The organism is Micromonospora sp. M71_S20, assembly GCF_003664255.1.
Lineage (GTDB): Bacteria > Actinomycetota > Actinomycetes > Mycobacteriales > Micromonosporaceae > Micromonospora.
Genome location: NZ_RCCV01000001.1, coordinates 3438583 through 3458873 on the forward strand (window position 1 = coordinate 3438583; position 20291 = coordinate 3458873).

Below are 20291 nucleotides of genomic sequence, written 5' to 3' on the forward strand. Positions count from 1 at the left end.
TCACCACCTGTCTACTCAGCGGGGACGGGAACCGGTGATCCGCCGGCCCGCCGGTTTTGTCACTGGACTGTCACGAAACCGCAGGGTCCCCTCCAACATCGACGCCGAAAGTAATCGCCGGTCGTCGCCGACGTCCGCGGCAACCGAGCCCCGGCGGACCGTACGCCCGCCGGAACGACGTCGGCACGGTCAGCGACAACTTTCCGAGTTCCCGGGCGCCCAGAAGGGGTGCGGGACAACCCGAGATGCGGGCCGACCGGCGCGCGCGGAGCCGGGAACGCGGCCTGCGGGCCCGGCAGCCCACGGAGGTCCACAGACCATGACCGTGTCCGCGACAGGTCCGGCAACCGACGACAACACCCCGCCGGGCGACGCGCCACCCCGACCGGGCCGCCCCGCGCAGGGCATCGACCGGACGGTGCTGGGCGTCGCCGCCGCGGTGACCGTCCTCTTCGTCGCGTGGGGCATCCTGGCCACCGACAACCTCGCCTCGGTCACCGGCACCGCGCTCGACTGGGTGGTCCGGTCGTTCGGCTGGGTCTTCGTGCTGGCCAGCACGGGCTTCGTGGTGCTGTCGGCCTGGTTGGCGCTCAGCCGGTACGGCCGGATCAAGCTCGGCCGCGACGACGACGAACCCGAGTTCTCCACCGTCTCCTGGGTGGCGATGATGTTCAGCGCCGGCATGGGCATCGGCCTGATGTTCTGGGGCGCCGCCGAGCCGCTGTCGCACCTGGCGACCCCGCCGCGCGGCCTCAACGAACCGAACTCACCGCAGGCCGCGCGGGAGGCCATGGAGTACTCCTTCTTCCACTGGGCGCTGCACCCGTGGGCGATCTACGCCGTGGTGGGCCTCGCGCTGGCCTACTTCACCTTCCGCAAGGGGCGGCGCGGCCTGATCAGCAGCGCCTTCTTCCCGCTCATCGGGGAGCGCGCCGACCGTGGACCCGGCCGGGCCATCGACATCTTCGCGATCTTCGCGACGCTGTTCGGGTCGGCCGTCTCCCTCGGTCTGGGCGCCCTGCAGATCAACAGCGGCCTGACGAACCTCTGGGACGTGCCGAAGTCCACCCCACTGGCGATCGGCATCATCGCGGTGCTCACCGTGGCGTTCGTGGTCTCCGCCGTCACGGGCGTCAAGCGGGGCATCCAGTTCCTGTCGAACACCAACATGGTGCTCGCGGTGGCGCTGATGTTCTTCCTGCTCGTGGTGGGCCCGACGGTCTTCGTCCTCAACACGCTCACCGCGTCGACCGGCGGGTACCTCTACGACCTCATCCCGATGAGCTTCCGCACCGGCGCCTTCGGCGGCGAGCAGTGGATGGCGGGCTGGACCATCTTCTACTGGGCGTGGTGGATCTCCTGGACCCCGTTCGTCGGCGCCTTCATCGCCCGCATCTCCAAGGGCCGCACCATCCGCCAGTTCGTCCTCGGTGTGGTGGCCATCCCGAGCCTCGTCAGCTTCGTCTGGTTCTCGGTGTTCGGCGGTACCGCCATCAACCTGCAACTCAACGGCACGGACCTGTCGGCCGCGGTGAAGGAGAGCCCGGAGGCGGCGCTCTTCGCGGTCCTGCGGGAGTTCCCGTTCTTCACCGTCACCGCGATCCTGGTCATGGTGCTGGTGGCGCTCTTCTTCGTCAGCGGCGCCGACGCCGCCTCGGTGGTGATGGGCACGCTCTCCTCGCGCGGCAACCTGGAGCCGAAGGCCTGGCTGGTCTCGATGTGGGGCGTCCTGACCGGCCTGGTGGCCGCGGTGCTGCTGCTCGCCGGCGGGCTGTCCGCCCTGCAGTCGCTGACCATCCTCGCCGCGCTGCCGTTCCTGTTCGTGATGGTCGGCATGGTCGTCGGGCTGCTCCGCGAGCTGCGTCGCGAGCCCGACAGCGCCACGATGGCCCCGCAACTGCGGGCCCTCGTGACCGCCGGCGCGCCACCGGCCGCCACGAAGCCCGAATCCTCCTGAGCCGGCGCGTGCGGCCCGGGCCGTCCCCGAACCTGGGGCGGCCCGGGCCGCACGTGGGCTCCGGGCCGGCGGACGTACCATCGTGGCGTCCGTACGGGCGGCGCCTCCCGGCGGCGCGGGCCGACCGAGGAGGCGTGTCGTGACACAGGCTCAGCCGGCTGCCGCGTCGGCGCCGCGCCTGATCGTGCTCAACGGGCCACCCGGGTGCGGCAAGTCGACGCTGGCCCGCAGGTACGTCGAGGACCACCCTCTCGCGCTCGACCTCGACATCGACCGGATCCGTGACCTCATCGGGCAGTGGCGTGACCATGCCGGTCCCGCCGGTCTGCTCGCGCGCGCCGTCGCGCTGGCGGCGGCCCGGGCGCACCTGGCCGGCCACCACGACGTGATCGTCCCGCAGTTCCTCGGCCGTCCCGAGTTCATCGAACAGGCCGAGCGGGTGGCGCACGACACCGGCGCCCGGTTCCACGAGATCGTCCTGCTCGACGGCAAGGAGAACGCGCTGCGGCGATTCGCCGAACGCAGCCGTACCTCCACGGATCCGGCGCATCTCGACGCCCAGCGCATGCTCGACCGGCACGGCGGGACCACCGAGCTGGCGGCGATGTACGACCGCCTGCTCGCGGTCGTCGCCGCCCGGCCCGGGACCAGGGTGGTGCGCAGCGAGCACGGCAGGGTGGACGAGGCCTACCGGGCCCTCCTCGCCTGCCTCAGCTAGGGCGCGGATCCGGCCGCGTTCCAGGCCATCCAGGCAGAACGAGCAGGAGCCGGGCAGCATCGCTTCGGTGGCGCTGGTCGGCATGGGCGCGGCGTCCGGGTCCCGCCGGTCACGAGGCTGACGCGTCCCGGCGGCGGGGGGAGCGCCCCCGGTCTCGGCGCGTCCGCCGCGGCGGGCCTGCCTCCTGCCCCGGCGGTTCCGGGCGTTCGACGCGGGTGGGGTCGCCGCGGACGAGTTCGTCGTGGATACGCCAGCGGGCGGTGACGACGGCGCGCTCAGTGGCCTCGTCGTCGTGTGCGATCCGCTGCCGCAGCAACTGGATGGCGAGGCGGCGGTTGAGGCAGAACTGCCGTTCGGTGTCGACCACGACGACGATGCCCGACGGGCGGTGGGTCGCCCGTACCGCCGTGCTGGCCTTGTTCCGGTGCTGGCCGCCGGGGCCGCCGGTACGGCAGGCCACGATGTCGACATCCGCCTCCGCGAACGCCGTCGTCGGGCTGTCGAGCTGGCACGGTCGGGCGACGACGTACCAGTTCTTCCGGCCGGTGCTCGCCCGGTAGGGGCTGGAGGCCTGCCAGCACAGGGTGCCGGTCCACGCGGCGGCGAACGCCTCGGCGCCGCCGCCGGTGATCCGGATCAGGGCCGACCGGTAGGTGTCGGGCCGGTCGCCGGGCACGGTCCGGACCCGATGGGTCGTCAGGCCCTGTCGGGCGGCCTCGGCTTCCAGGCGGTGCAGCAGCCGGGCCAGCGCCCAGGCGCACTCCTGCGGGCCGCGCCCGGCGGACATGAGCAGGTGCAGGCTCATGCCCGACCCCGCTTGCGGCGGTCGTCGCGACGGTCGGATCGGGTGGTGGAGCCGGCGTCGGGCGTCTTGTAGGTGACCAGGGGGACCGTGGTGGCCACGGGCGTGGCCAGGTCGTGGTCGACGAGATCCGCGATCACGCGTTCGATGCGCTTGTAGGCCGTGGGCGCCTCCTCGAAGAGCAGTTGGCGGTCGCCGCACACCACCAGCGACCCCACCGGGGTGCGCCGCAGTTCCTCGACGGTGTGCTTGGCCCGGCTGCGCCGCAGGGCGTCGGCGCGGGACATCTTGCGGCCCGCGCCGTGCGCCACCGAGTGGTTGGCGTCCGGACCGGCGTGGGCGGCCACGAGGTAGGAGGCGGTGCCCCGGGTGCCGGCGACGAGCACGTCGCGGCCGTCGCCCGGCGCCGCGCCCTTGCGGTGCAGGTAGACCCCGTCGTGGACCGCCACCAGGTTGTGGCACTGGTCGACGACGGGCTCGGTGGGCTCGGCCCCCAGGGCGTGGGCGACCCGGGCGGCCAGCAGCCGCCGGTTGAGCGAGCCCCACCGTACGGCGTCGTCGTGCGCCGCCAGGTAGGCGGCGGGATCAGGGGCGGCGCCCGCGCCGTGGACCTCGGTGTGCGCCCGCAGGATGCGCTCACCCAGACCCCGGGAGCCGGTGTGGACGACGAGCACGAGATCGCCAGCGTCGAGCCCGAGACGACTCGCGTGCCCCGGCTCGAAGACCGTGTCGACGCGCGCCAGCTCGACGAAGTGGTTGCCCCGACCGACCGTCCCGAGTCCGTCGACGTGACCGGCGGGGATGTCGCCCGCCACGACGGCCCAGGCGGGGTCGCCGGCGTCCCGCTCGGGGTCGAGCGGGCGGTCGAGGTCGGGGAACCGGGCGGCGAGCCGCTCCGGCACGGCACGCTTGAGCCTGATGGGGAACACGGCGATGCCGCAGCCGATGTCGGAGCCCACCAGGAACGGGTACAGCACGGTCGACGCCATGGCGGCGCCGATGGGGGCACCCTTGCCCGGGTGCAGGTCCGGCATGGCGGCGACATGGATCATGCCGGGGAGGGCGGCCACCTGCCGGCACTGCGTCAGGGCCTCGGACTCGATCCAGCTCGTGGGAGAGGCGAAGACGGTGACGGTGGCCGGGGTGGACTGCGGCAGGGACTGGTGCTGAGACAAGGACGCTCGCTTCTCGCGGAAACGGGAATGGACGGACGGCACCACGACACCGGTCGGTGCCGCGCGCCTCGGCGATGGGGATGCTGCCCGTCAGAACGTCATGGACGACACCATTCCGGAGCCGGCCGCCTGCGGCAACCGACTTTCCCCCGCGCCGGCGACCTGTGCGACGCCCCGCCAGGGTCCCGGGTCGTCGCGGCGGCGCGCGGTGGGTCAGGGGGCGGGTAGGGCGCCGAGGCGGTGCAGCAGCTGCCGGCCCAGCGGCAGGCGCTTGTCGGCGTCGCCGTCCGCGCGGACGTCCACGTTCAGCGCGAAGCAGTACAGCCGGTCGCCGCGCTCGACCCAGCCGACCCACCATCCCGTGCCCGGGTCGGTGGCGTCCGTCCAGCCGGTCTTGCCGTACAGGGCGTACCCGGCGGTGCGCTCCAGGCGCAGGATGTCCCGGACGGTGGCCTGATGCCCCCGGTCGGCCGGCAGCTCGCCCCGGGCCAGCCGGGCCAGCCACCGCGCCTGCTCGTCGGCCGAGATCTCCAGCGGCCCGTTCAACCAGAACCGGTCCACGGCCGGCCCGACCTCGCCGTTGCCGTAGCCGAGCCGGTGCAGCCACTCCCGCTCCCGGTCCGGCCCGATGCGGCGGGCCAGCTCCTGGAACACCGGCACGTTGGAGACCCGGACCGCGTCGCGCAGCCCCATGTCCCGCTCCCAGGCGGCGACGCGCTGCGGGCCGCCGCCGTACGGCACCTTCTCCCGCTCGTCGCGCACCACGCCGGTCTCGAGCGCGATCAGGCTGTGCGCGATCTTGAACGTCGAGGCGGGGACGAAGCGCCGCTCGGCCCGCTCCCGGTCGACCATGACGACGCGTCCGGCGGTCACGTCGTACATCACGAAGGTGCCCCGGAGGCCGGCCTGCCGGAACAGGCCTGCCAGGTCGTCGCGGACCTCGACGGCCGGCGCGGTCGGCGTGGGCGACGGGCCCGTGGCGGCGGTGGCGGACGCGGCGTCGGCCGGCGGCGGCTGCGAACGCCCGCTGCCGGTGCAACCGGTCGCGCCGGCCAGCAGGACCAGGGCGGCGGCCGCGGCGCCCGCGACCCGCCGCCGGGGGCGGGCGCCCGGGCCGACCGCCGCCGGCGGCGCGGCCAGGCTCCGCGTGCGTGTCTCGAAGACCATCCGCCACCGCCTCCGTCCGTGCCGGCACCGACACCCCAGTGAAGCACGCGCCAGGGGGGACGGCGGTCGCCCGACCGCCCCGCGCCGCCGGTCGGCTCAGGGCCTCGCCGGGGCGTCCGGTTCCGACACCCGCAGGTGCCGGTCCAGGTTCGCCACCAGCTCGTCCGCGCCGGCGGGAACGACGTCGTCGGCCCAGCTCCGCAGTGCCCGCAGGAACCCGGCCAGGTTCGTCCGGACGCCGTCGACGAGCCCCGTCAGCTCGTCGACGGGGACGTCCACCCAGGAACTGCCCTCCTCGTCCGCCCACACCCGGACCGTGCCGTCGGGGCGCCGCTCCACCCAGGGGTCGGGGTCGTGGCCCAGGTTCGGTGAGCGGCCCGCCGGGATCTCGTACCACTCGCGCCAGTCGTTGAGGTCACTGCAGCAGCCCGGGTCGACCCGTGCCCCCGTCGTCGGGTCGGTGAGGCGCAGGCCGCCGGGCACCAGCAGGGAACCGGGCTCCGGGCCGGCCGCCACCAGCGGCAGCACGGCGGTCAGCGGATCGTCGCCCCCGGGCCACACCGTGCGGTCGTCGAGATGGTTGTACGCCGCGATCCGCGCCACGGCGGCGCCCACCTCGGCGGAGGTCAGGGCCTCGGAGAGCGCCAGCCACGGCCCGACGTCGGCCACCGGCCAGAGCGGGAAGTCGTCGAGGCGACCCACCTCGAGCACCGGCTGGAGCCGTGGCGCGTGGCGGGCGGAGGCGGACCGGTGCCCGGCGGGGGTAGGGGGTCCGGTCACGGCGCGGACGCGCCGATCACGGCGGCCACGTCGGGCGGCAGCGGGTACGGGCGCTCCGGGGGCAGCAGCGCCCCGGCGGCGGCGTCGTCGCCGGCGTCGAGCGCCGCGCGCACCGCGTGGGCGGTCGGGGTCACGTCGCTGAGACCGACCAGCCACTCCTCGACGTACCGGCGCACCGCTTCGCCGGAGAGACCCACCTGTAGGGAACGGTGCGGCAGCGGGGCCAGGCGCAGCGACCGTTCCGGGTCCCACTGCACCCGCACCGGGCTGGCCCGCAGCCGTCGCGACCAGTCCTCCCGGTCCGGGTGGCGGGCGCGGTCGAAGCCGCTCAGGCAGGAGTTGGTCAGCGCCCACTCGAAGCCGGCGCGGGTGATCTCGACGGCCAGCACCCGCTCCTGCCCGGGCTTCGCGCCCCAGCCGCAGCGGTACATCATCCACCGGAACGACGGCTTGATCCACGTCATCCGTTCCCGTTTGAACGGCGGGACGAAGCGGCCGGCGGCCAGCGCCGGGTGGGCGATCTCCGGCGGGTACGCCTGGTACACGGTCACGGTGTCGGCGGTGAAGCGGGCGCGAACCTGGTGGGCGGGGACCGGCATGGCGCTGATCCTGACCGATCGTCCGGGCCCGGTCCACCGGATTGTCCCGCCCGGGCCGGCGCCTCCGACGGGGGATAGGCTGCCGGTCGTGGCAGGTCTTCTCAGGAGTGTGGCGGCCCGTATCGGCGGGGTGATCCCGTCGCCGCGCCGGCCCCGGCCGGGCCCGGCGCAGGTCGCCCGCCCCCGCCAGGTCGCCGCGTTGCAGCGCCGGCAACTGGCGTACGCCCCGGAGCTCGACGGGCACGCCGATCCGGGCGAGATCGTCTGGACCTGGGTGCCGTACGAGGACGACCCGCGCCAGGGCAAGGACCGCCCCGTGCTGGTGGTGGGCCGGCACAGCCGGACGTTGTTCGGGCTGATGCTGTCCAGCCAGGCCGAGCGCGACGGGCAGCGGCACTGGCTCGCGCTCGGCCCGGGCGAGTGGGACCGGGACAACCGGCCGAGCTGGGTGCGGCTGGACCGGGTGCTGACCATGCGGGAGGACGGCATCCGCCGGGAGGGCGCGGTGTTGGACCGGGCCCGTTTCGACCGGGTGGGGCGGGCCCTGCGCGCCGGCTACGGCTGGCGCTGACCGTCAGGCCGGCTCGCGGCTCGGCCCGATCCCGGCGCCGTGGGCGTCCGGCGGCGGGTACGGCTGCTCGGCCAGCAGCCGGGCCAGGTGTGCGCTGTTGAGCGCCAGCGCCTTCGTGGTGCGTCCCGTGGTGTCGGGCTTGGGCCGGGCGTCGATGTAGTCCACCTTGTGCAGCGCCTCGCCGACCCAGTAGGTGGCGCCCGCCGCGGGGCAGGTGAAACCGACCTCGTTGAGGGCCTGCTGGACCTCGCCGATGGTGTGGTGCGCGCCGTCCTCGTTGCCGACGACCGCGACTGCGCCCACCTTGCCGTAGGTGAGCAGCCGGCCCTCGGCGTCGGTCTCGGAGAGCTCGGCGTCGAGCCGTTCGAGGACCATCTTGCACACGGCGGACGGCTGACCGAGCCAGATCGGCGTGGCGATGACGAGGATCTGCGCGGCCATCAGCCGGGACCGGATGACCGGCCAGCCGTCGCCGTCGCCCTCGTCGGTGGAGACGCCGAAGCGCACGTCGTGGTCGACGACCCGGATCAGGTCGCCGGCCACACTCTGCTCGGCGAGGGCGTCGAGCACCTCGCGCCCGAGCACCTCGGCGCTCGACGGGGCGGGGGAGCGCTTGAGGGTGCAGTTCAGGACCAGGGCCCGGATGCTCGCCACGGTGGTTCCTCCCTCGGCCGGCGCGGCGCTGACCATGCCGGCATACCCGGCAACCGGCGCGAGACACGTCCAAACGCGTCGTGTCCCGACCGGCGGTCCGGTGGCGCGGCTTGCGCGCTCAGCACTCCGCCAGGTGGGCGGTGTCGACGAGTTGCCGGGGCGGGCGGGCCACTCCGAGGCTCTTGGCCCGGTACATCGCGGCGTCGGCGCGGTCGAGCGCCTCGGTGAGCTGCCCCGGCCCGGTGACGGGGGCGAGCCCGACGGAGGCGGTCACCCGGACGCTCAGCCCACCCAGCGGGATCGGCGCGGCAAGGCTGTCGCAGAGCCGCCGGGTGGCGTGCTCGATCCACCGCCGGTCGATCGTCGGGCTGGCCAGCAGCCCGGCGAACTCGTCGCCGCCGAGCCGGGCGACCAGGTTGTCCCCGGCGAACGCGGCGAGCCGTTGGGCGACGCTGACCAGCACCTGGTCGCCGGCGGCGTGACCGTAGCGGTCGTTGATCTGCTTGAAGTCGTCGAGATCGAGCACCACGGCGATCAGCGGCTGCCCGGCCGCGTCGGTGAGCAGCGTGGCGGCCAGGCGGTAGAACGCGCGGCGGTTGGGCAGGCCGGTCAGGGGATCGTGGCTGGCGGCGTGCCGCTCGGCGGCGAGCTCGGCCTGGAGGTGCCTGATCTCGACCTCGGCCTGGACCGCGCGGCGGTGCAGCTGCCAGGAGGTGACGAGAGCCCCGGCGGCACAGATGCCGGACGCGATGGTCAACGGATCCGGCACGAGACCTCCCATCAGCACGATGCCGCCGGCCCCCGCGCGCGGCGGTCCGCGCCCGCGCATCGGGCCCCGTCCTTCCTGGTCGCAGCCCAGGTCAGGTAACTCAGAGTGAACAGATGGGCACTGTTCACGTGCGTTATCATGCTCGCTGTCCGATGCAGATGCAATAGCAGATGCACGTGCAGGAAGCCCCTTCGTCGATATCGTGCCCCCTCTGTCAGGCACCGCTGCCCGGCGTCACGGGGGGCTCGCGAGAGAAAGACGTCCATGCAGCAGCCTCCGAACGGCGTTCCCACCGACCAGCTGCCCCCGCTCGCCTGGCAGAAGAGCCGCCGGAGCAATCCCAGCGGCAACTGCGTCGAGCTGGCCGAACTGCCCGGCGGCGCCGGCATCGCACTGCGCAACTCCCGGCACCCGGAGGGGCCGGCGTTGATCTACACGGTGGACGAGATCGCCGCCTTCGTGCTCGGCGCCCGCGACGGGGACTTCGACAATCTGATCGCCTGACGCTCGCCTGCCGGCGGCGAGCGCGTCGCCGAGCGCGTCCCGATGACCGGGACGAATTGTCCGCACCGAGGAAGTTCACCTCACTCACGGTTCATGGCATGCTTACACGTCGGCCGCGGGAGGGCACCTGGTCGGCACGAACCGGCATGTGGAGGTCGGCTGTGACGATGGGTCCCGCCGAGGGCGGTCCGGGGACCGGCCCGACCGTGCTGCGCATGTTGCTCGGCGCCCAGTTGCGCCGGCTGCGCGAGTCCAGCGGCGTGACCCGGGAGGGCGCCGGCTGGGAGATCCGCGCCTCCGAGTCGAAGATCAGCCGGATGGAGCTGGGCCGGGTCGGCTTCAAGGAGCGCGACGTCGCGGACCTGCTCACCCTCTACGGCGTCACCGCGCCCGAGGAGCGGGAGGCGCTGCTCAAGCTCGCCCGCGACGCCAACAGCCCGGGCTGGTGGCACCGCTACGGCGACGTGCTGCCGAACTGGTTCCAGTCGTACCTCGGGCTGGAGGCGGCCGCCGCGCTCATCCGCAGCTACGAGGTTCAGTTCGTTCCCGGCCTGCTCCAGACCCGGGAGTACGCCCGGGCGGTGGTGCTGCTCGGGCACGGCCGGGCCGCCCCGGCGGAGATCGAGCGTCGGGTCGCGTTGCGCATGCAGCGCCAGCGGTTGCTGCACCGCGAGAACCCGCCGCAGCTCTGGGCGGTGGTGGACGAGGCCGCGCTGCGCCGGCCGATGGGCGGCCCACGGGTGATGCGTGAGCAGGTGGCGGCGTTGATCGAGGCCACCAAGTCGCCGAACATCCGGCTCCAGGTCATCCCGTTCGCCGCCGGTGGGCACGCCGCCGCGGGCGGGGCCTTCACCATCCTGCGCTTCGGTGACCGGGAGCTGCCCGACATCGTCTACATCGAACAGCTCACCAGCGCGCTCTACCTCGACAAGCGCGACGACCTCGACTACTACGCGGTGGCGATGGAACGCCTCTGCGTGGAGGCCGAGCCGCCGGAGCGTACGCCGGAGATCCTCGGCGCGATCCTGGACGACCTCTACCCGGGGTGACCACCGCGGGGCCTCGCCCGGGTGGCGGTGCGGCTAGCATGGTCGCCGACCGGCGACAGTGGACGGACGCCCCCGGTCGCGGGTGGCGCAGAGTCGTGGAGGCTGCCTTGACCACCGATGCCCCGGGTACGACGACCGGCCCCGCCCACCCGAGCGACCGCATCGACACCTCGGTGGCCCACCCCGCCCGCCGGTACAACTACTGGCTCGGTGGCAAGGACAACTTCCAGGCCGACCGGGACTCCGGCGACATCGTGGCGGCGTCCTTCCCGACCATCCGCACCGCCGCCTTGGAGAACCGCCGTTTTCTCCAGCGGGCCGTGCGTCACCTCGCCCGGGAGGCGGGCATCCGCCAGTTCCTCGACATCGGCACCGGCATCCCGACCGCCGACAACACCCACGAGGTCGCGCAGGCGATCGCCCCCGAGTCGCGGGTGGTCTACGTCGACAACGACCCGATCGTGCTCGCACACGCCCGGGCGCTGCTGACCAGCTCGCCCGAGGGCGCCACCGCCTACATCGACGCCGACCTGCGCGACCCGGAACGGATCCTGCGCCACCCCGACCTGCTGCGCACCATCGACCTGTCCCGGCCGGTCGGCCTGATGCTGGTCGCGATCCTGCACTTCGTCGGCGACGAGGACGACCCGTACGCCGTGGTCACGCGGCTGCTCGACGCGCTGCCGCCGGGCAGCTACCTGGCGGCCTCGCACGCCACCCACGACTACCTGCCCCCGCACGTGGCGCAGGAGGCGAAGGCGGCGGCCCGGGGCGGCAGCCCGCACGGCCTGATCAACCTGCGCACCCGGGCCGAGTTCACCCGGTTCTTCGACGGGCTGGAGCTGATGGAGCCCGGCGTCACCTCGGTCGCCGAGTGGCGTGCCGAGGACGCGCCGCAGCCCCGCCCGGCGGCGGCCGAGGTCAGCATGTACGGCGGGGTGGCCCGCAAGGGCTGACCGTCCACTCCGACCACCCCGTCCGGCCGACCGGGCGGGGTGGATTCGTTGCGCCCACCGGACGGCGTTGACGGAGGTGGCCCCTTGACCTAGTCTCTGTATCGATCCAGTCTGAATCGATACAGAGGGGGTGCGGTGAAGCCGACCCTGCAGGCCGTCGCGGACGCCGTCGGCGTGTCCCGCAGCACCGTCTCCAACGCCTACAGCCGACCCGACCAGCTCTCCGCCGCCCTGCGCCAGCGGATCCTGGACGCCGCACGGCAGCTCGGCTACCCCGGCCCCAACCCCACCGCCCGGTCGCTGCGGCGCGGGTACGTGGGCGCCATCGGAGTGCTCTTCGAGTCGCGGCTGTCGTACGCCTTCACCGACCCCTTCGCGGTCCGCTTCCTGGCCGGCGTCGCCGAGGCGGCCGAGCGGCACGGCACCAGCCTGCTGCTCGTGCCGCTGCCGGCCGACGAGCCGGCAGCGCGGCGGGCGGTGGAGAACGCCGCCGTCGACGGCTTCTGCGTCTACTGCGTCGGCGACGAGGGCTGGGTCGTCGACGTGCTCCGAGAGCGCGGCCTGCCCGTCGTCACGACCGCCCCCCGCGACGACGCCGGCCCCGACGACCGCTACGTCGGCATCGACGAGCGGGCCGCCGCCCGGGCCGTCGCCGCCCACGTGGCGGGGCTCGGGCACCGGCGGGTCGCCCTGCTCGGCGACGCCGTGCGCCCCGGCGCGGCCCCGGGCGAACTGCGCCTCGCCGACGTGGCCGACGTCGCCCACCCGACGACCCGGGCGCGGCTGGCCGGGTTCGCCGACGCCTTCGCCGAGGTCGGGGTCGCCTGGTCCGAGCTGACCGTGCTCGCCGCCACCGACAACAGCCGGTCGGCGGGCGCCACGGCCGTCGCCGCCGCCCTCGCCGCCCCCGAACCGCCCACGGCGGTACTGGCCTGCGCGGACGTGCTCGCCCTCGGCGTCCTCGACGCGCTCGTCGAGGCCGGCCGGCCGCCCGTGTCGGTCACCGGCTTCGACGACATCGCCGAGGCCGCCACCGCCGGCCTGACCACCGTGCGGCAACCAGCCGAGGAGAAGGGGCGCATCGCCGCCCGGCTCCTGCTCGACCCGCCCGCCGACCCGGCGGCCGGCCACGTCCTGCTACCCACCGCACTCGTCGTCCGGTCCTCCACCGGACCCGTCCCAGGGAGCTGACCATGGAACAGCCCACCGGCTTCGTCCTCGCCGTCGACGCGGTGACCCGACACGTCAACTCCGCCCGGCCGGACGCCCCCGTCCGCCCGGAGCGGCCCCGCGTCGCGCGACTCGCCCCCACCCGGCTGGCCGCCGCCGGCGTCCTGCGCCGGCTCGCCGACCGCATCCAGCCGCCGCCGGTCGCCGCCGCGCCGCGCTGCTCCTGACGTCGGTACGGGCCGGTCGTCGCCGCCCGAACCGCGACGACCGGCCCGCGACCGGGCACCACGCTGGTGGCCGACCCCGGCGGCAGGGCAGACTGAACGGCTATGTCGCCGTTCTCGCCCACCCTGCGGTTGCACGACCGTTACGTCCTGCGCGAGCGCATCGGCCTCGGCGGGATGTCCGAGGTGTGGCGCGCCGACGACGAGGTGCTGCACCGGCCCGTCGCCGTCAAGGCCCTCACCCGGGAGTTCGCCACCGACCCGCAACTGCGGGCCACCATCCAGCGCGAGGCCCGCGCCGCCGCGCGGCTGACCCACCCGCACGTCACCCAGGTGTACGACTACGGCGAGGCGGCCCTGGACGGCGGCATCGTCGTGCCGTACCTGGTGATGGAGCTGGTGGAGGGGCGCAGCCTCGCCGACCGGCTCGCCGCCGGGCCGCTGCCCTGGCCGGAGGCGGTCCGGATGGCCGGCCAGATCGCAGCGGCGCTCGCCGCCGCCCACCGCATCGGCGTGGTGCACCGCGACGTCAAGCCCGGCAACGTCATGCTCACCGAGACCGGCGCCAAGGTGCTCGACTTCGGCATCGCCGCGCTCGCGGGGCCGCACCACCCGCGGGCGGGGCAGACCGGCGAGCTGCTGATGGGCACACCCGCGTACTTCGCCCCGGAGCGGATGCGGCCCGGGCCGCCGAACCCGGCCAGCGACGTCTACGCCCTCGGTGCGCTGCTCTACCGCACCCTCACCGGCCGGGCCCCGCTGCCCGTGCAGACCTGGGAGGACGCGCTGGAGGTGCACGCCGGGCACCCACCGGTGCCGCCCCCGCGGGTCCCCGGGCTGCCGCCCGACATCGCCGAGTTGACCCTGGCCTGCCTCGCCACCGATCCGGCGCGGCGGCCGAGCGCGGCCCAGCTCGCCGCCCGCTTCGGCCCACAGGCGCCGGCCCACCCGACCACGGCCGTCCTGCCGACCGTGTCCGCCGGCGCATCGTCTGCGACTTCCCCTTCGTCGGCAAGCGCCGAGCACCCGCCGACCCTGATCGACCGCTCACCGCCGTCCCCGAATCCCACCGGCACCGGCCGCGCGGGGGTGCCGTACCCCGCCCCGCCGGGCGGGCGCCATCCCGTGGTCGCCCGCCCCGGCCGTCCCGCCCCGGCCGGCGGCGCGGGGGCGACGCGCAACAGGCCCGGCACCGCGCTGGTCGCCGTCGGCGTCGCGCTGCTCGTCGGGCTCGTCGGGGCGCTCGTCCTCGGCGACGGCGGAAGCCCGCCCCCGGCGGCGGCCCCCGCCACCGGCGCACCGGCCGCCAAACCGACCTCGTCCAGGCCGACGCCGACGCCGACCAGGACCTCCGCCCCGCCGCCGGTGACCGCGCGGCCCGAGCCGGTCGGCCTGCCGCAGTTCGTCGCCGAGTTCGCCGCGGTGCTCGCCTGGGCGCAGGCCCGCGGCGAGATCGACCGCAAGACTGTCGAGGGGCTACGGGACAAGCTCGCGGACCTGAGCCGGGGCAAGCAGAAGGACCGGGCCAAGCGGGTCGAGCAGCTGCGGGAGCGCCTCGCCGAGGCGGCCGAGGAGGGACAGATCCCGCCCGACACGGCGGCCCGACTCGACGCCCTGCTCGACCGGGTCGCCACGCCGTCGCAGGACGACGGCGAGGACGACGACTGAACCGGCTCAGCCGACCTCGACCACGGACCCCTGTTCCACCCGTCCACCTCGCACCACCTGCGCGTACGCGCCCACGCACGGCTGCGGACCGAGCTGCGGCAGCGGCGCGACCCGGTTGAGGCGGGCCGGGACGCGCAACGCCTCGATCTGCCGGGGGAGCGACCCGTGCGCCAGGGTCGGCACCGCGCACCGCGGGGTGGGGGCGATCACCCGCAGCACCAGCTCGGGGCCGATCCGCAGCTCGCGGCCGACCCAGTCGTTCTCGGCGAAGCCGTCCACGTCGACGTCGAGCACGAGGTTGGGCCGGTAGCGGACCGCCTCGACGGCGCCGCCTGGAAGCTCGGCGGCCACCCGGGCCAGGGTGGCCGCCGTGACCAGGTGCACCGGGGCGAAGTCGAAGAAGGTGCCCGGTGCCGCCGCCCCGAGCGGGTTGGCGTCGACCGGCACCTCGGCGGCGAGACCGGCCGCCAGCACCGCGTCCGGGTCGGCCCGGTCCAGGACCGCCCCGGCGGGCGGCCGGTCGATCAGCGTCACCGGGACGTCGAGCACCCGGGACAGCACGTCGTCGACGTCGGCGTCCACGCTGGACAGCGACCGCCCGTCGGGCAGCGTGATCCGTACCGGGTCGGGTGCGGCGCCGGCCGCGCGGAGCGTGAGCAGGTCGCGCCAGAGCCGGGGATGCTTCGCGCTGGCCACCCGTCCGGTGTCCCGGTGCCGCAGGGCCAGCCGCCGGTCGCCCGCCACGCCCGCCGGGCCGACGTCGGCGGCGGGCAGCCGCTCACCCAGCATCGACTTCACCGGGTACCGCCACAGCTGCGCCAGCCGGCCGGTCATCGTGCCGCCGTCCCGGTGCGGGGCGCCGCAACCCGGATCGGGGCCGCGTCGGCGATCGTGGTGCGCGTCGTCACGGGGCCACCCTAGTGCGAACCCCCGATCCGGACCGCCCCGACGAGCGCACCTCACCTCGCCGACGGCGCGGCCGGCGCCGGGCCGTCCGACGAGGCCCACCGCGTGCCGCCGGGTCGTGCGGCGGGGTCGTCGTGTGTCGGTGGGTCGTGCGGCGGGGCTGTCGTGTGTCGGTGGGTCGTGCGGCGGGGTCGTCGTGTGTCGGTGGGTCGTGCGGCGGGGCTGTCGTGTGTCGGTGGGTCGTGCGGCGGGAGCGTCGCGTACCGTCGGATCGCCCGACGAGGTCGCCACGCGGGCGGCCCGCCGGACCCGGACGGCCCCTGTGGTCTGCCGCCTCCCGCCGCTGTGGACCGTCCGCGGGACGCAAGGGCCGGCCCCTTGGCGGGCTCCCAGGATCGGTTCGTAGCGTGTGAGCCATGATTCGTACCGCGCACGCCCTGCTCGCCTCCGGCTCCACCACCGGGGAGGCCGCGCCGCCCGAGGACGGACTGGTCGGCTTCGTCATCGGCCTGGTCGAGCGGCTCGGCGGCCCCGGCGCGGGTCTGGCCGTGGCACTGGAGAATCTCTTCCCGCCGATCCCCAGCGAGGTGATCCTGCCGCTGGCCGGTTTCGTCGCCGGTCAGGGCCGGATGAGCGTGGTCAGCGCGATCTTCTGGACCACCCTCGGCTCGCTGATCGGCGCCCTCGCCCTGTATTGGATCGGCGCCGCGCTGGGCCGGGAACGGATCCGCGCGATCGCGCAGCGGCTGCCGCTGGTCAAGCTCAGCGACGTGGACCGCACGGAGGAGTGGTTCCTGCGGCACGGGGTGAAGGCCGTCTTCTTCGGCCGGATGATCCCCATCTTCCGTAGCCTGATCTCCATCCCGGCCGGCGTGGAGCGGATGCCGGTGCTGACCTTCGCGGTCTACACGACGCTCGGCAGCCTGATCTGGAACACCACCTTCGTGATGGCCGGCTACCTGCTCGGCGACAACTGGCACCTGGTCGAGGGGTACGCCGGCGTGCTCCAGAAGGTGGTCATCGTCGCCTGCGTGGCGGCCGCCGGCTGGTTCGTGGTCTCCCGGATCATCCGGGCCCGGCGCGGCGCGGCGGCGGACGTCGAACCCGTCCCGCCCGTCGACCCCGCCCCGCTGCCCTACGCGCCGGACCCGACGGGGCGGGGCACGATCTACCGCAGCGCGTACTCGGACGGCCAGGCGCCCGACCGCGACCTGTCCCACTGAGCCGGTAGCACGCCGCTCGTCGGGGCGATCATGCAGTTGTGGTGGGCGTCGTGCCCTGAATTGCGCCTTATGCGGAACTCCACAACTGCATGATCGGCGCCCGCCTGCCTGCCCGTCTGTCTGGGTGCCCGGGTGCTCGGGTGTTCGGGTGTTCGGGTGTTCGGGTGTTCGGGAGATCTTGGTAGGTAGGGGCCCTTTGAGGGGCGTTTACCTACCAAGATCTGGGACGTGCGGGCGGATCCGGTGCGCCGGTTGTCCGGGTTCGGGGTTGTCGTTCGGTGGGGGTGTCGGTGGTCGATCGCCCTGGGATGGCGCAATGAGGCGGTTGTCCGGTTTCGGGGTGTGATCGGGGGCATCGTGGGGGCGGAATCGTGGCGGGGGTGGGGTCGTTACACCCTGCGTACGACCGAGCAAGGCAAGGCCACGCCGCCCGATGGGATGGTGGGCCGGGGCCCCGGAATGATGGCGGGCCGGCGGTCGTTACACATGGTCCGGCCGACGTGAGGGCAACCCCCGCCCCCGCGAGACAGCCCCGGTGCCGGCCTCTACGGCTCGGACAGTGGCCGGTAGGGCCGATCTGATCTTCCTTCGGTGTGACGCCGGAGATCCCTCCAGTTCGTGCTGGAGTTTCCCTCTTGAAGTTCATGGGCGCCGGACGGTGCTTGCATGCATCCGCGTAGCCGATCCCCCTCGGTGTGGGTGCCAACCCCCGAATGGAGCATCTTCGATGAACACGATCCTGCGTAAGAGCGTTCTTGGTGTTGCGGGTCTGGCGTTTGCCGGTGGTCTGGCTGCCGGTCCGCTGAACCACAGTGACGGCGCCGCCGTGGTGCAGTCGGCGGCCCCGATCACTGCCGTGGCGGTGGACAAGCCGGACATGGGCGTGCTGGTGCCGCATGGTGTGCAGGGTGCGCAGTCGCGTATCGACCTGTCCGACGAGCAGGTCGCCAACGTCAAGGCCATCATCGCCGCGACGAAGAAGGCCGGCATGAACGAGCGCGCCGCCGTGGTCTCGATCGCGACCGCGCTGCAGGAGTCGAAGCTGGAGAACCTGGGTCACCTGGGTGACCGCAACGACCACGACTCGCAGGGCCTGTTCCAGCAGCGCCCCTCCAGCGGGTGGGGCACCGTCGAGCAGATCACCGACCCCGAGTACTCGACGACGGCGTTCCTCAAGGGCCTCAAGCAGGTCGACGGCTGGCAGGACATGCCGCTGACCGAGGCGGCGCAGACGGTGCAGGTGTCGGCGTACCCCGACCACTACGCCCAGTGGGAGCAGCAGGCCGCCGACCTCGTCGCCGAGCACTGGAACAGCTGACAGCAAGACATGAACGCCGCTGGCCGGCACCCCACCCCGGGGTGCCGGCCAGCCGCATGTCCGGAGTCCCGGCGTCGCCGCACCGGCCCAGCGAACGCAGGGCCCAGCGAATGCACGGACCAGCGGACGCAGGGCCCAGCGAATGCACGGCCCAGCGAATGCATGGCCAGGCGGCGACGGACGGAGCCGGCGCCGCAGTTGGCTGAGCGGTGGGGCGACCGACGGGTTCGGGTCCTGCCCGGGCGTACAGTCGGGCGGTGGAGCGCACCGAGAAGATGCCCGCGGAGACCCGACCACCCGGCGTGGCCACCGCCGATCCCGGCAGCGTCCTGCTGCCGGGCCACGACGTGCCGCTGGGCCGCTACACGACCGTTCGTCGGCTGCTCCCGCAGCGGCAGCGGCGAATGGTCGGCGCCTGGTGCTTCGTGGACCACTTCGGTCCGGACGACGTGGCCGAGCGGCCCGGCATGGAGGTGCCGCCGCATCCGCACACCGGCCTGCAGACCGTGACCTGGCTGCTCGACGGGGAGATCCTGCACCGGGACAGCCTGGGCAACGTGCAGCCGATCCGCCCGGGCCAGCTCAACGTGATGACCTCGGGGCACGGGATCGCGCACTCCGAGCGGTCGCCCGAGCGGCATCCGCCACTGATGCACGGCATGCAGCTCTGGGTCGCGCTGCCGGACCCGGCCCGCGCCGGGGCCGCCGACTTCGCCCACCACGCCGACCTGCCGCGCTGGCGCGACGGTGAACTGGACGTCACCCTGCTGGTCGGCGAGCTCGCGGGCGAGCGGTCACCGGCCCTGACGTACACCCCGCTGCTCGGCGCGCAGGTGGAGCTGCACGGGCCCGCGCCGGCCACGCTGCCGCTGCGGCCAGACTTCGAGTACGGGCTGCTGGCCATGTCCGGCGCCGCCGAGGTCGACGGGGTGCGCTTCGCCCCCGGGGCGCTGCTCTACCTCGGCGCCGGCCGGGAGCGGCTCGCCCTGACGGGCGTGCCGGGGAGCCGGCTGCTGCTGCTCGGCGGGGCCCCGTTCGAGGAGCCGCTGGTGATGTGGTGGAACTTCGTGGGCCGCTCGCACGAGGAGGTGGCCGCCGCGCGGGAGGACTGGATGGCCGGGCGGCGTTTTGGCGTCGTCGCCGACGATCCCGCCCCGCCGTTGCCCGCCCCGGCACTGCCGACCACCCGCCTCAAGGCGCGCGACCGCAGCGGCGGGCTGCACGGCTGAGGCAGGCAGGCGTGGCCGGGCGCGGCGCGGGTAGTCGCCGGCATGCCGACCACAGCCATTTCCCACGTCGAGGACAGGAAACGCCTGGTACGCCGGCTCGCCGGCAGTGGGCGCGGCTTCGCCGAGCAGTACGGCTTCCGGGTCGTCAACAACCCGTCGAGCCTGTTCCAGGTGCTCTGCCTCGCCGTGCTGCTGGCCCGCCGGGGCGACTTCCGGCGGGCCGTGGACAGCGCGCACGCCCTGCCCGCCGCGGGCTGGGACAGCGCCGCCCGGCTGGCCCGGTCCCTGCACGGCGACCGGGTACGCGTGCTGCGCGACAGCGGCCAACGCGGCGACGTCGACGCGCTCGCCGACACGCTCGGCGACCTGGCCCGCGCCGTAGTGGAGCGCTACCGGGGCGACCTGCGCCGGCTGCGTACGGTGGCCCACCACGACCCGGCCCGGGAGCGGGAACTGCTCACCGAGCTGCCCGGGGTCGACGCCGCGGTGGTCGACCTGTTCCTGCGCGAGGCCCAGGCACTGTGGCGGGAGGTGGCGCCGGTGGCCGACCGGAGGGCGCTCGTCGCGGCCCGCCGGCTGGGGCTGGGCCGCTCCGCCGACGACCTGGCGGGCCTGGCCGGCAGCGGGGAGTCCGAGCGCCTGGCCTGGCTGGTCGGGGCGCTGGCCCGGGTCGACCTGGAGAAGCGCTACGCGGAGTTGACCGCCTGACGCCGTGGTGGGCTGGCCCACACTTCCTTCGTAATCGTCCGAACGGGTGATGTTCCATCGTATGATGGTCGCGGCACTGATGCCCGCCCGGTTCGGGCGTACATCGACAGCCTGGTGGTCGCGGCCCGGTTCGGGCCCGACCGG

At 74.3% G+C, this 20291-nt stretch carries 21 protein-coding genes; 13 read left to right on the forward strand and 8 right to left on the reverse strand.

From position 1 onward, the window contains the following. The first annotated feature begins 319 nt into the window (after positions 1-319). On the forward strand, positions 320-1957 hold the full coding sequence (locus tag DER29_RS14720; RefSeq protein ID WP_121397854.1) for a BCCT family transporter: 1638 nt from the start codon (positions 320-322) through the stop codon (positions 1955-1957). A 139-nt stretch (positions 1958-2096) separates the two neighbouring features. Continuing rightward, complete coding sequence (locus DER29_RS14725; protein WP_121397855.1) at positions 2097-2675, forward strand: AAA family ATPase; 579 nt, start codon at positions 2097-2099, stop codon at positions 2673-2675. Between the two features lie 109 nt (positions 2676-2784). Here DER29_RS14725 and prfH read toward each other — a convergent pair whose 3' ends face one another. From prfH to DER29_RS14750, 5 genes are all read right to left on the reverse strand, one after another. Continuing rightward, positions 2785-3480, reverse strand: coding sequence for a peptide chain release factor H (gene prfH / locus DER29_RS14730; protein WP_121397856.1), 696 nt, complete (start codon positions 3478-3480; stop codon positions 2785-2787). Continuing rightward, positions 3477-4652 carry an RNA ligase RtcB family protein gene (locus DER29_RS14735; protein WP_121397857.1) on the reverse strand — a complete coding sequence of 392 codons (1176 nt, stop codon included), beginning with the start codon at positions 4650-4652 and terminating at the stop codon, positions 3477-3479. Before DER29_RS14735 ends, prfH begins: the two co-directional genes overlap by 4 nt. A 213-nt stretch (positions 4653-4865) precedes the next feature. Continuing rightward, positions 4866-5819: a class D beta-lactamase gene (gene blaOXA, locus DER29_RS14740; RefSeq protein ID WP_121397858.1), complete on the reverse strand. Its 954-nt coding sequence runs from the start codon at positions 5817-5819 to the stop codon at positions 4866-4868. 96 nt (positions 5820-5915) lie between these two features. Beyond that, entirely contained in the window at positions 5916-6599 is a 684-nt protein-coding gene (locus DER29_RS14745) for a hypothetical protein (RefSeq protein ID WP_148710054.1), read from the reverse strand. After that, complete coding sequence (locus tag DER29_RS14750) at positions 6596-7198, reverse strand: DUF4291 domain-containing protein (RefSeq protein WP_121397860.1); 603 nt, start codon at positions 7196-7198, stop codon at positions 6596-6598. The genes DER29_RS14745 and DER29_RS14750 overlap by 4 nt, the downstream gene beginning before the upstream one ends. Before the next feature lie 88 nt (positions 7199-7286). On the opposite strand from DER29_RS14750, the gene DER29_RS14755 reads away from it, so the two are divergent. Next, positions 7287-7769 (forward strand): type II toxin-antitoxin system PemK/MazF family toxin, encoded by a 483-nt coding sequence (locus DER29_RS14755; RefSeq protein ID WP_121397861.1) that lies wholly within the window; start codon positions 7287-7289, stop codon positions 7767-7769. Between the two features lie 3 nt (positions 7770-7772). On the opposite strand, the gene DER29_RS14760 is transcribed toward DER29_RS14755, so the two are convergent. Together DER29_RS14760 and DER29_RS14765 are read right to left on the reverse strand one after the other, a co-directional pair. After that, positions 7773-8423 carry a flavodoxin family protein gene (locus DER29_RS14760; RefSeq protein WP_121399224.1) on the reverse strand — a complete coding sequence of 217 codons (651 nt, stop codon included), beginning with the start codon at positions 8421-8423 and terminating at the stop codon, positions 7773-7775. A 118-nt stretch (positions 8424-8541) separates the two neighbouring features. Further along, a complete protein-coding gene (locus DER29_RS14765; protein WP_121399225.1) occupies positions 8542-9192 on the reverse strand; it encodes a GGDEF domain-containing protein in 651 nt (216 codons plus the stop codon). A gap of 264 nt (positions 9193-9456) precedes the next feature. Here DER29_RS14765 and DER29_RS14770 point away from each other — a divergent pair, with 264 nt between their 5' ends. The 6 genes from DER29_RS14770 (at position 9457) to DER29_RS14795 (ending at position 14763) form a co-directional block, all read left to right on the forward strand. After that, positions 9457-9696: a DUF397 domain-containing protein gene (locus DER29_RS14770; RefSeq protein WP_121397862.1), complete on the forward strand. Its 240-nt coding sequence runs from the start codon at positions 9457-9459 to the stop codon at positions 9694-9696. Positions 9697-9863: 167 nt separating this feature from the next. Continuing rightward, positions 9864-10745: a helix-turn-helix transcriptional regulator gene (locus DER29_RS14775; RefSeq protein WP_121399227.1), complete on the forward strand. Its 882-nt coding sequence runs from the start codon at positions 9864-9866 to the stop codon at positions 10743-10745. A 107-nt stretch (positions 10746-10852) separates the two neighbouring features. Continuing rightward, the gene (locus DER29_RS14780) at positions 10853-11701 is read left to right on the forward strand and encodes an SAM-dependent methyltransferase (RefSeq protein WP_121397863.1); all 849 of its coding nucleotides are present in this window, start codon (positions 10853-10855) and stop codon (positions 11699-11701) included. 135 nt (positions 11702-11836) lie between these two features. Beyond that, positions 11837-12892 (forward strand): LacI family DNA-binding transcriptional regulator, encoded by a 1056-nt coding sequence (locus DER29_RS14785; protein ID WP_121397864.1) that lies wholly within the window; start codon positions 11837-11839, stop codon positions 12890-12892. 2 nt (positions 12893-12894) lie between these two features. Continuing rightward, positions 12895-13098, forward strand: a complete 204-nt coding sequence (locus DER29_RS14790; protein ID WP_121397865.1) for a hypothetical protein — start codon at positions 12895-12897, stop codon at positions 13096-13098. A 102-nt stretch (positions 13099-13200) separates the two neighbouring features. Then, on the forward strand, positions 13201-14763 hold the full coding sequence (locus DER29_RS14795; RefSeq protein ID WP_121397866.1) for a serine/threonine-protein kinase: 1563 nt from the start codon (positions 13201-13203) through the stop codon (positions 14761-14763). A gap of 6 nt (positions 14764-14769) precedes the next feature. On the opposite strand, the gene DER29_RS14800 is transcribed toward DER29_RS14795, so the two are convergent. Then, on the reverse strand, positions 14770-15597 hold the full coding sequence (locus DER29_RS14800) for an MOSC domain-containing protein (protein WP_121397867.1): 828 nt from the start codon (positions 15595-15597) through the stop codon (positions 14770-14772). A 488-nt stretch (positions 15598-16085) separates the two neighbouring features. On the opposite strand from DER29_RS14800, the gene DER29_RS14805 reads away from it, so the two are divergent. The 4 genes from DER29_RS14805 to DER29_RS14825 all read left to right on the forward strand — a co-directional run bounded on the left by DER29_RS14805 (position 16086) and on the right by DER29_RS14825 (position 20147). Continuing rightward, positions 16086-16892 carry a DedA family protein gene (locus DER29_RS14805; protein ID WP_121397868.1) on the forward strand — a complete coding sequence of 269 codons (807 nt, stop codon included), beginning with the start codon at positions 16086-16088 and terminating at the stop codon, positions 16890-16892. A gap of 727 nt (positions 16893-17619) precedes the next feature. After that, on the forward strand, positions 17620-18210 hold the full coding sequence (locus DER29_RS14815) for a hypothetical protein (RefSeq protein ID WP_121397869.1): 591 nt from the start codon (positions 17620-17622) through the stop codon (positions 18208-18210). A 257-nt stretch (positions 18211-18467) separates the two neighbouring features. Further along, positions 18468-19439, forward strand: coding sequence for a pirin family protein (locus tag DER29_RS14820; RefSeq protein ID WP_121397870.1), 972 nt, complete (start codon positions 18468-18470; stop codon positions 19437-19439). A 42-nt stretch (positions 19440-19481) separates the two neighbouring features. Then, on the forward strand, positions 19482-20147 hold the full coding sequence (locus DER29_RS14825) for a hypothetical protein (protein WP_121397871.1): 666 nt from the start codon (positions 19482-19484) through the stop codon (positions 20145-20147). The last annotated feature ends 144 nt before the right edge of the window (positions 20148-20291 follow it).

What these genes read in the sequence shown, in the direction of transcription:
- DER29_RS14720 (WP_121397854.1), top strand. Translation starts at nt 320, where the DNA reads ATGACCGTGTCCGCGACAGGTCCGGCAACCGACGACAACACCCCGCCG.
- prfH (WP_121397856.1), bottom strand. Translation starts at nt 3,480, where the DNA reads ATGAGCCTGCACCTGCTCATGTCCGCCGGGCGCGGCCCGCAGGAGTGC.
- blaOXA (WP_121397858.1), bottom strand. Translation starts at nt 5,819, where the DNA reads ATGGTCTTCGAGACACGCACGCGGAGCCTGGCCGCGCCGCCGGCGGCG.
- DER29_RS14750 (WP_121397860.1), bottom strand. Translation starts at nt 7,198, where the DNA reads ATGCCGGTCCCCGCCCACCAGGTTCGCGCCCGCTTCACCGCCGACACC.
- DER29_RS14770 (WP_121397862.1), top strand. Translation starts at nt 9,457, where the DNA reads ATGCAGCAGCCTCCGAACGGCGTTCCCACCGACCAGCTGCCCCCGCTC.
- DER29_RS14775 (WP_121399227.1), top strand. Translation starts at nt 9,864, where the DNA reads ATGGGTCCCGCCGAGGGCGGTCCGGGGACCGGCCCGACCGTGCTGCGC.
- DER29_RS14790 (WP_121397865.1), top strand. Translation starts at nt 12,895, where the DNA reads ATGGAACAGCCCACCGGCTTCGTCCTCGCCGTCGACGCGGTGACCCGA.
- DER29_RS14795 (WP_121397866.1), top strand. Translation starts at nt 13,201, where the DNA reads ATGTCGCCGTTCTCGCCCACCCTGCGGTTGCACGACCGTTACGTCCTG.
- DER29_RS14800 (WP_121397867.1), bottom strand. Translation starts at nt 15,597, where the DNA reads ATGACCGGCCGGCTGGCGCAGCTGTGGCGGTACCCGGTGAAGTCGATG.
- DER29_RS14805 (WP_121397868.1), top strand. Translation starts at nt 16,086, where the DNA reads ATGATTCGTACCGCGCACGCCCTGCTCGCCTCCGGCTCCACCACCGGG.
- DER29_RS14815 (WP_121397869.1), top strand. Translation starts at nt 17,620, where the DNA reads ATGAACACGATCCTGCGTAAGAGCGTTCTTGGTGTTGCGGGTCTGGCG.
- DER29_RS14825 (WP_121397871.1), top strand. Translation starts at nt 19,482, where the DNA reads ATGCCGACCACAGCCATTTCCCACGTCGAGGACAGGAAACGCCTGGTA.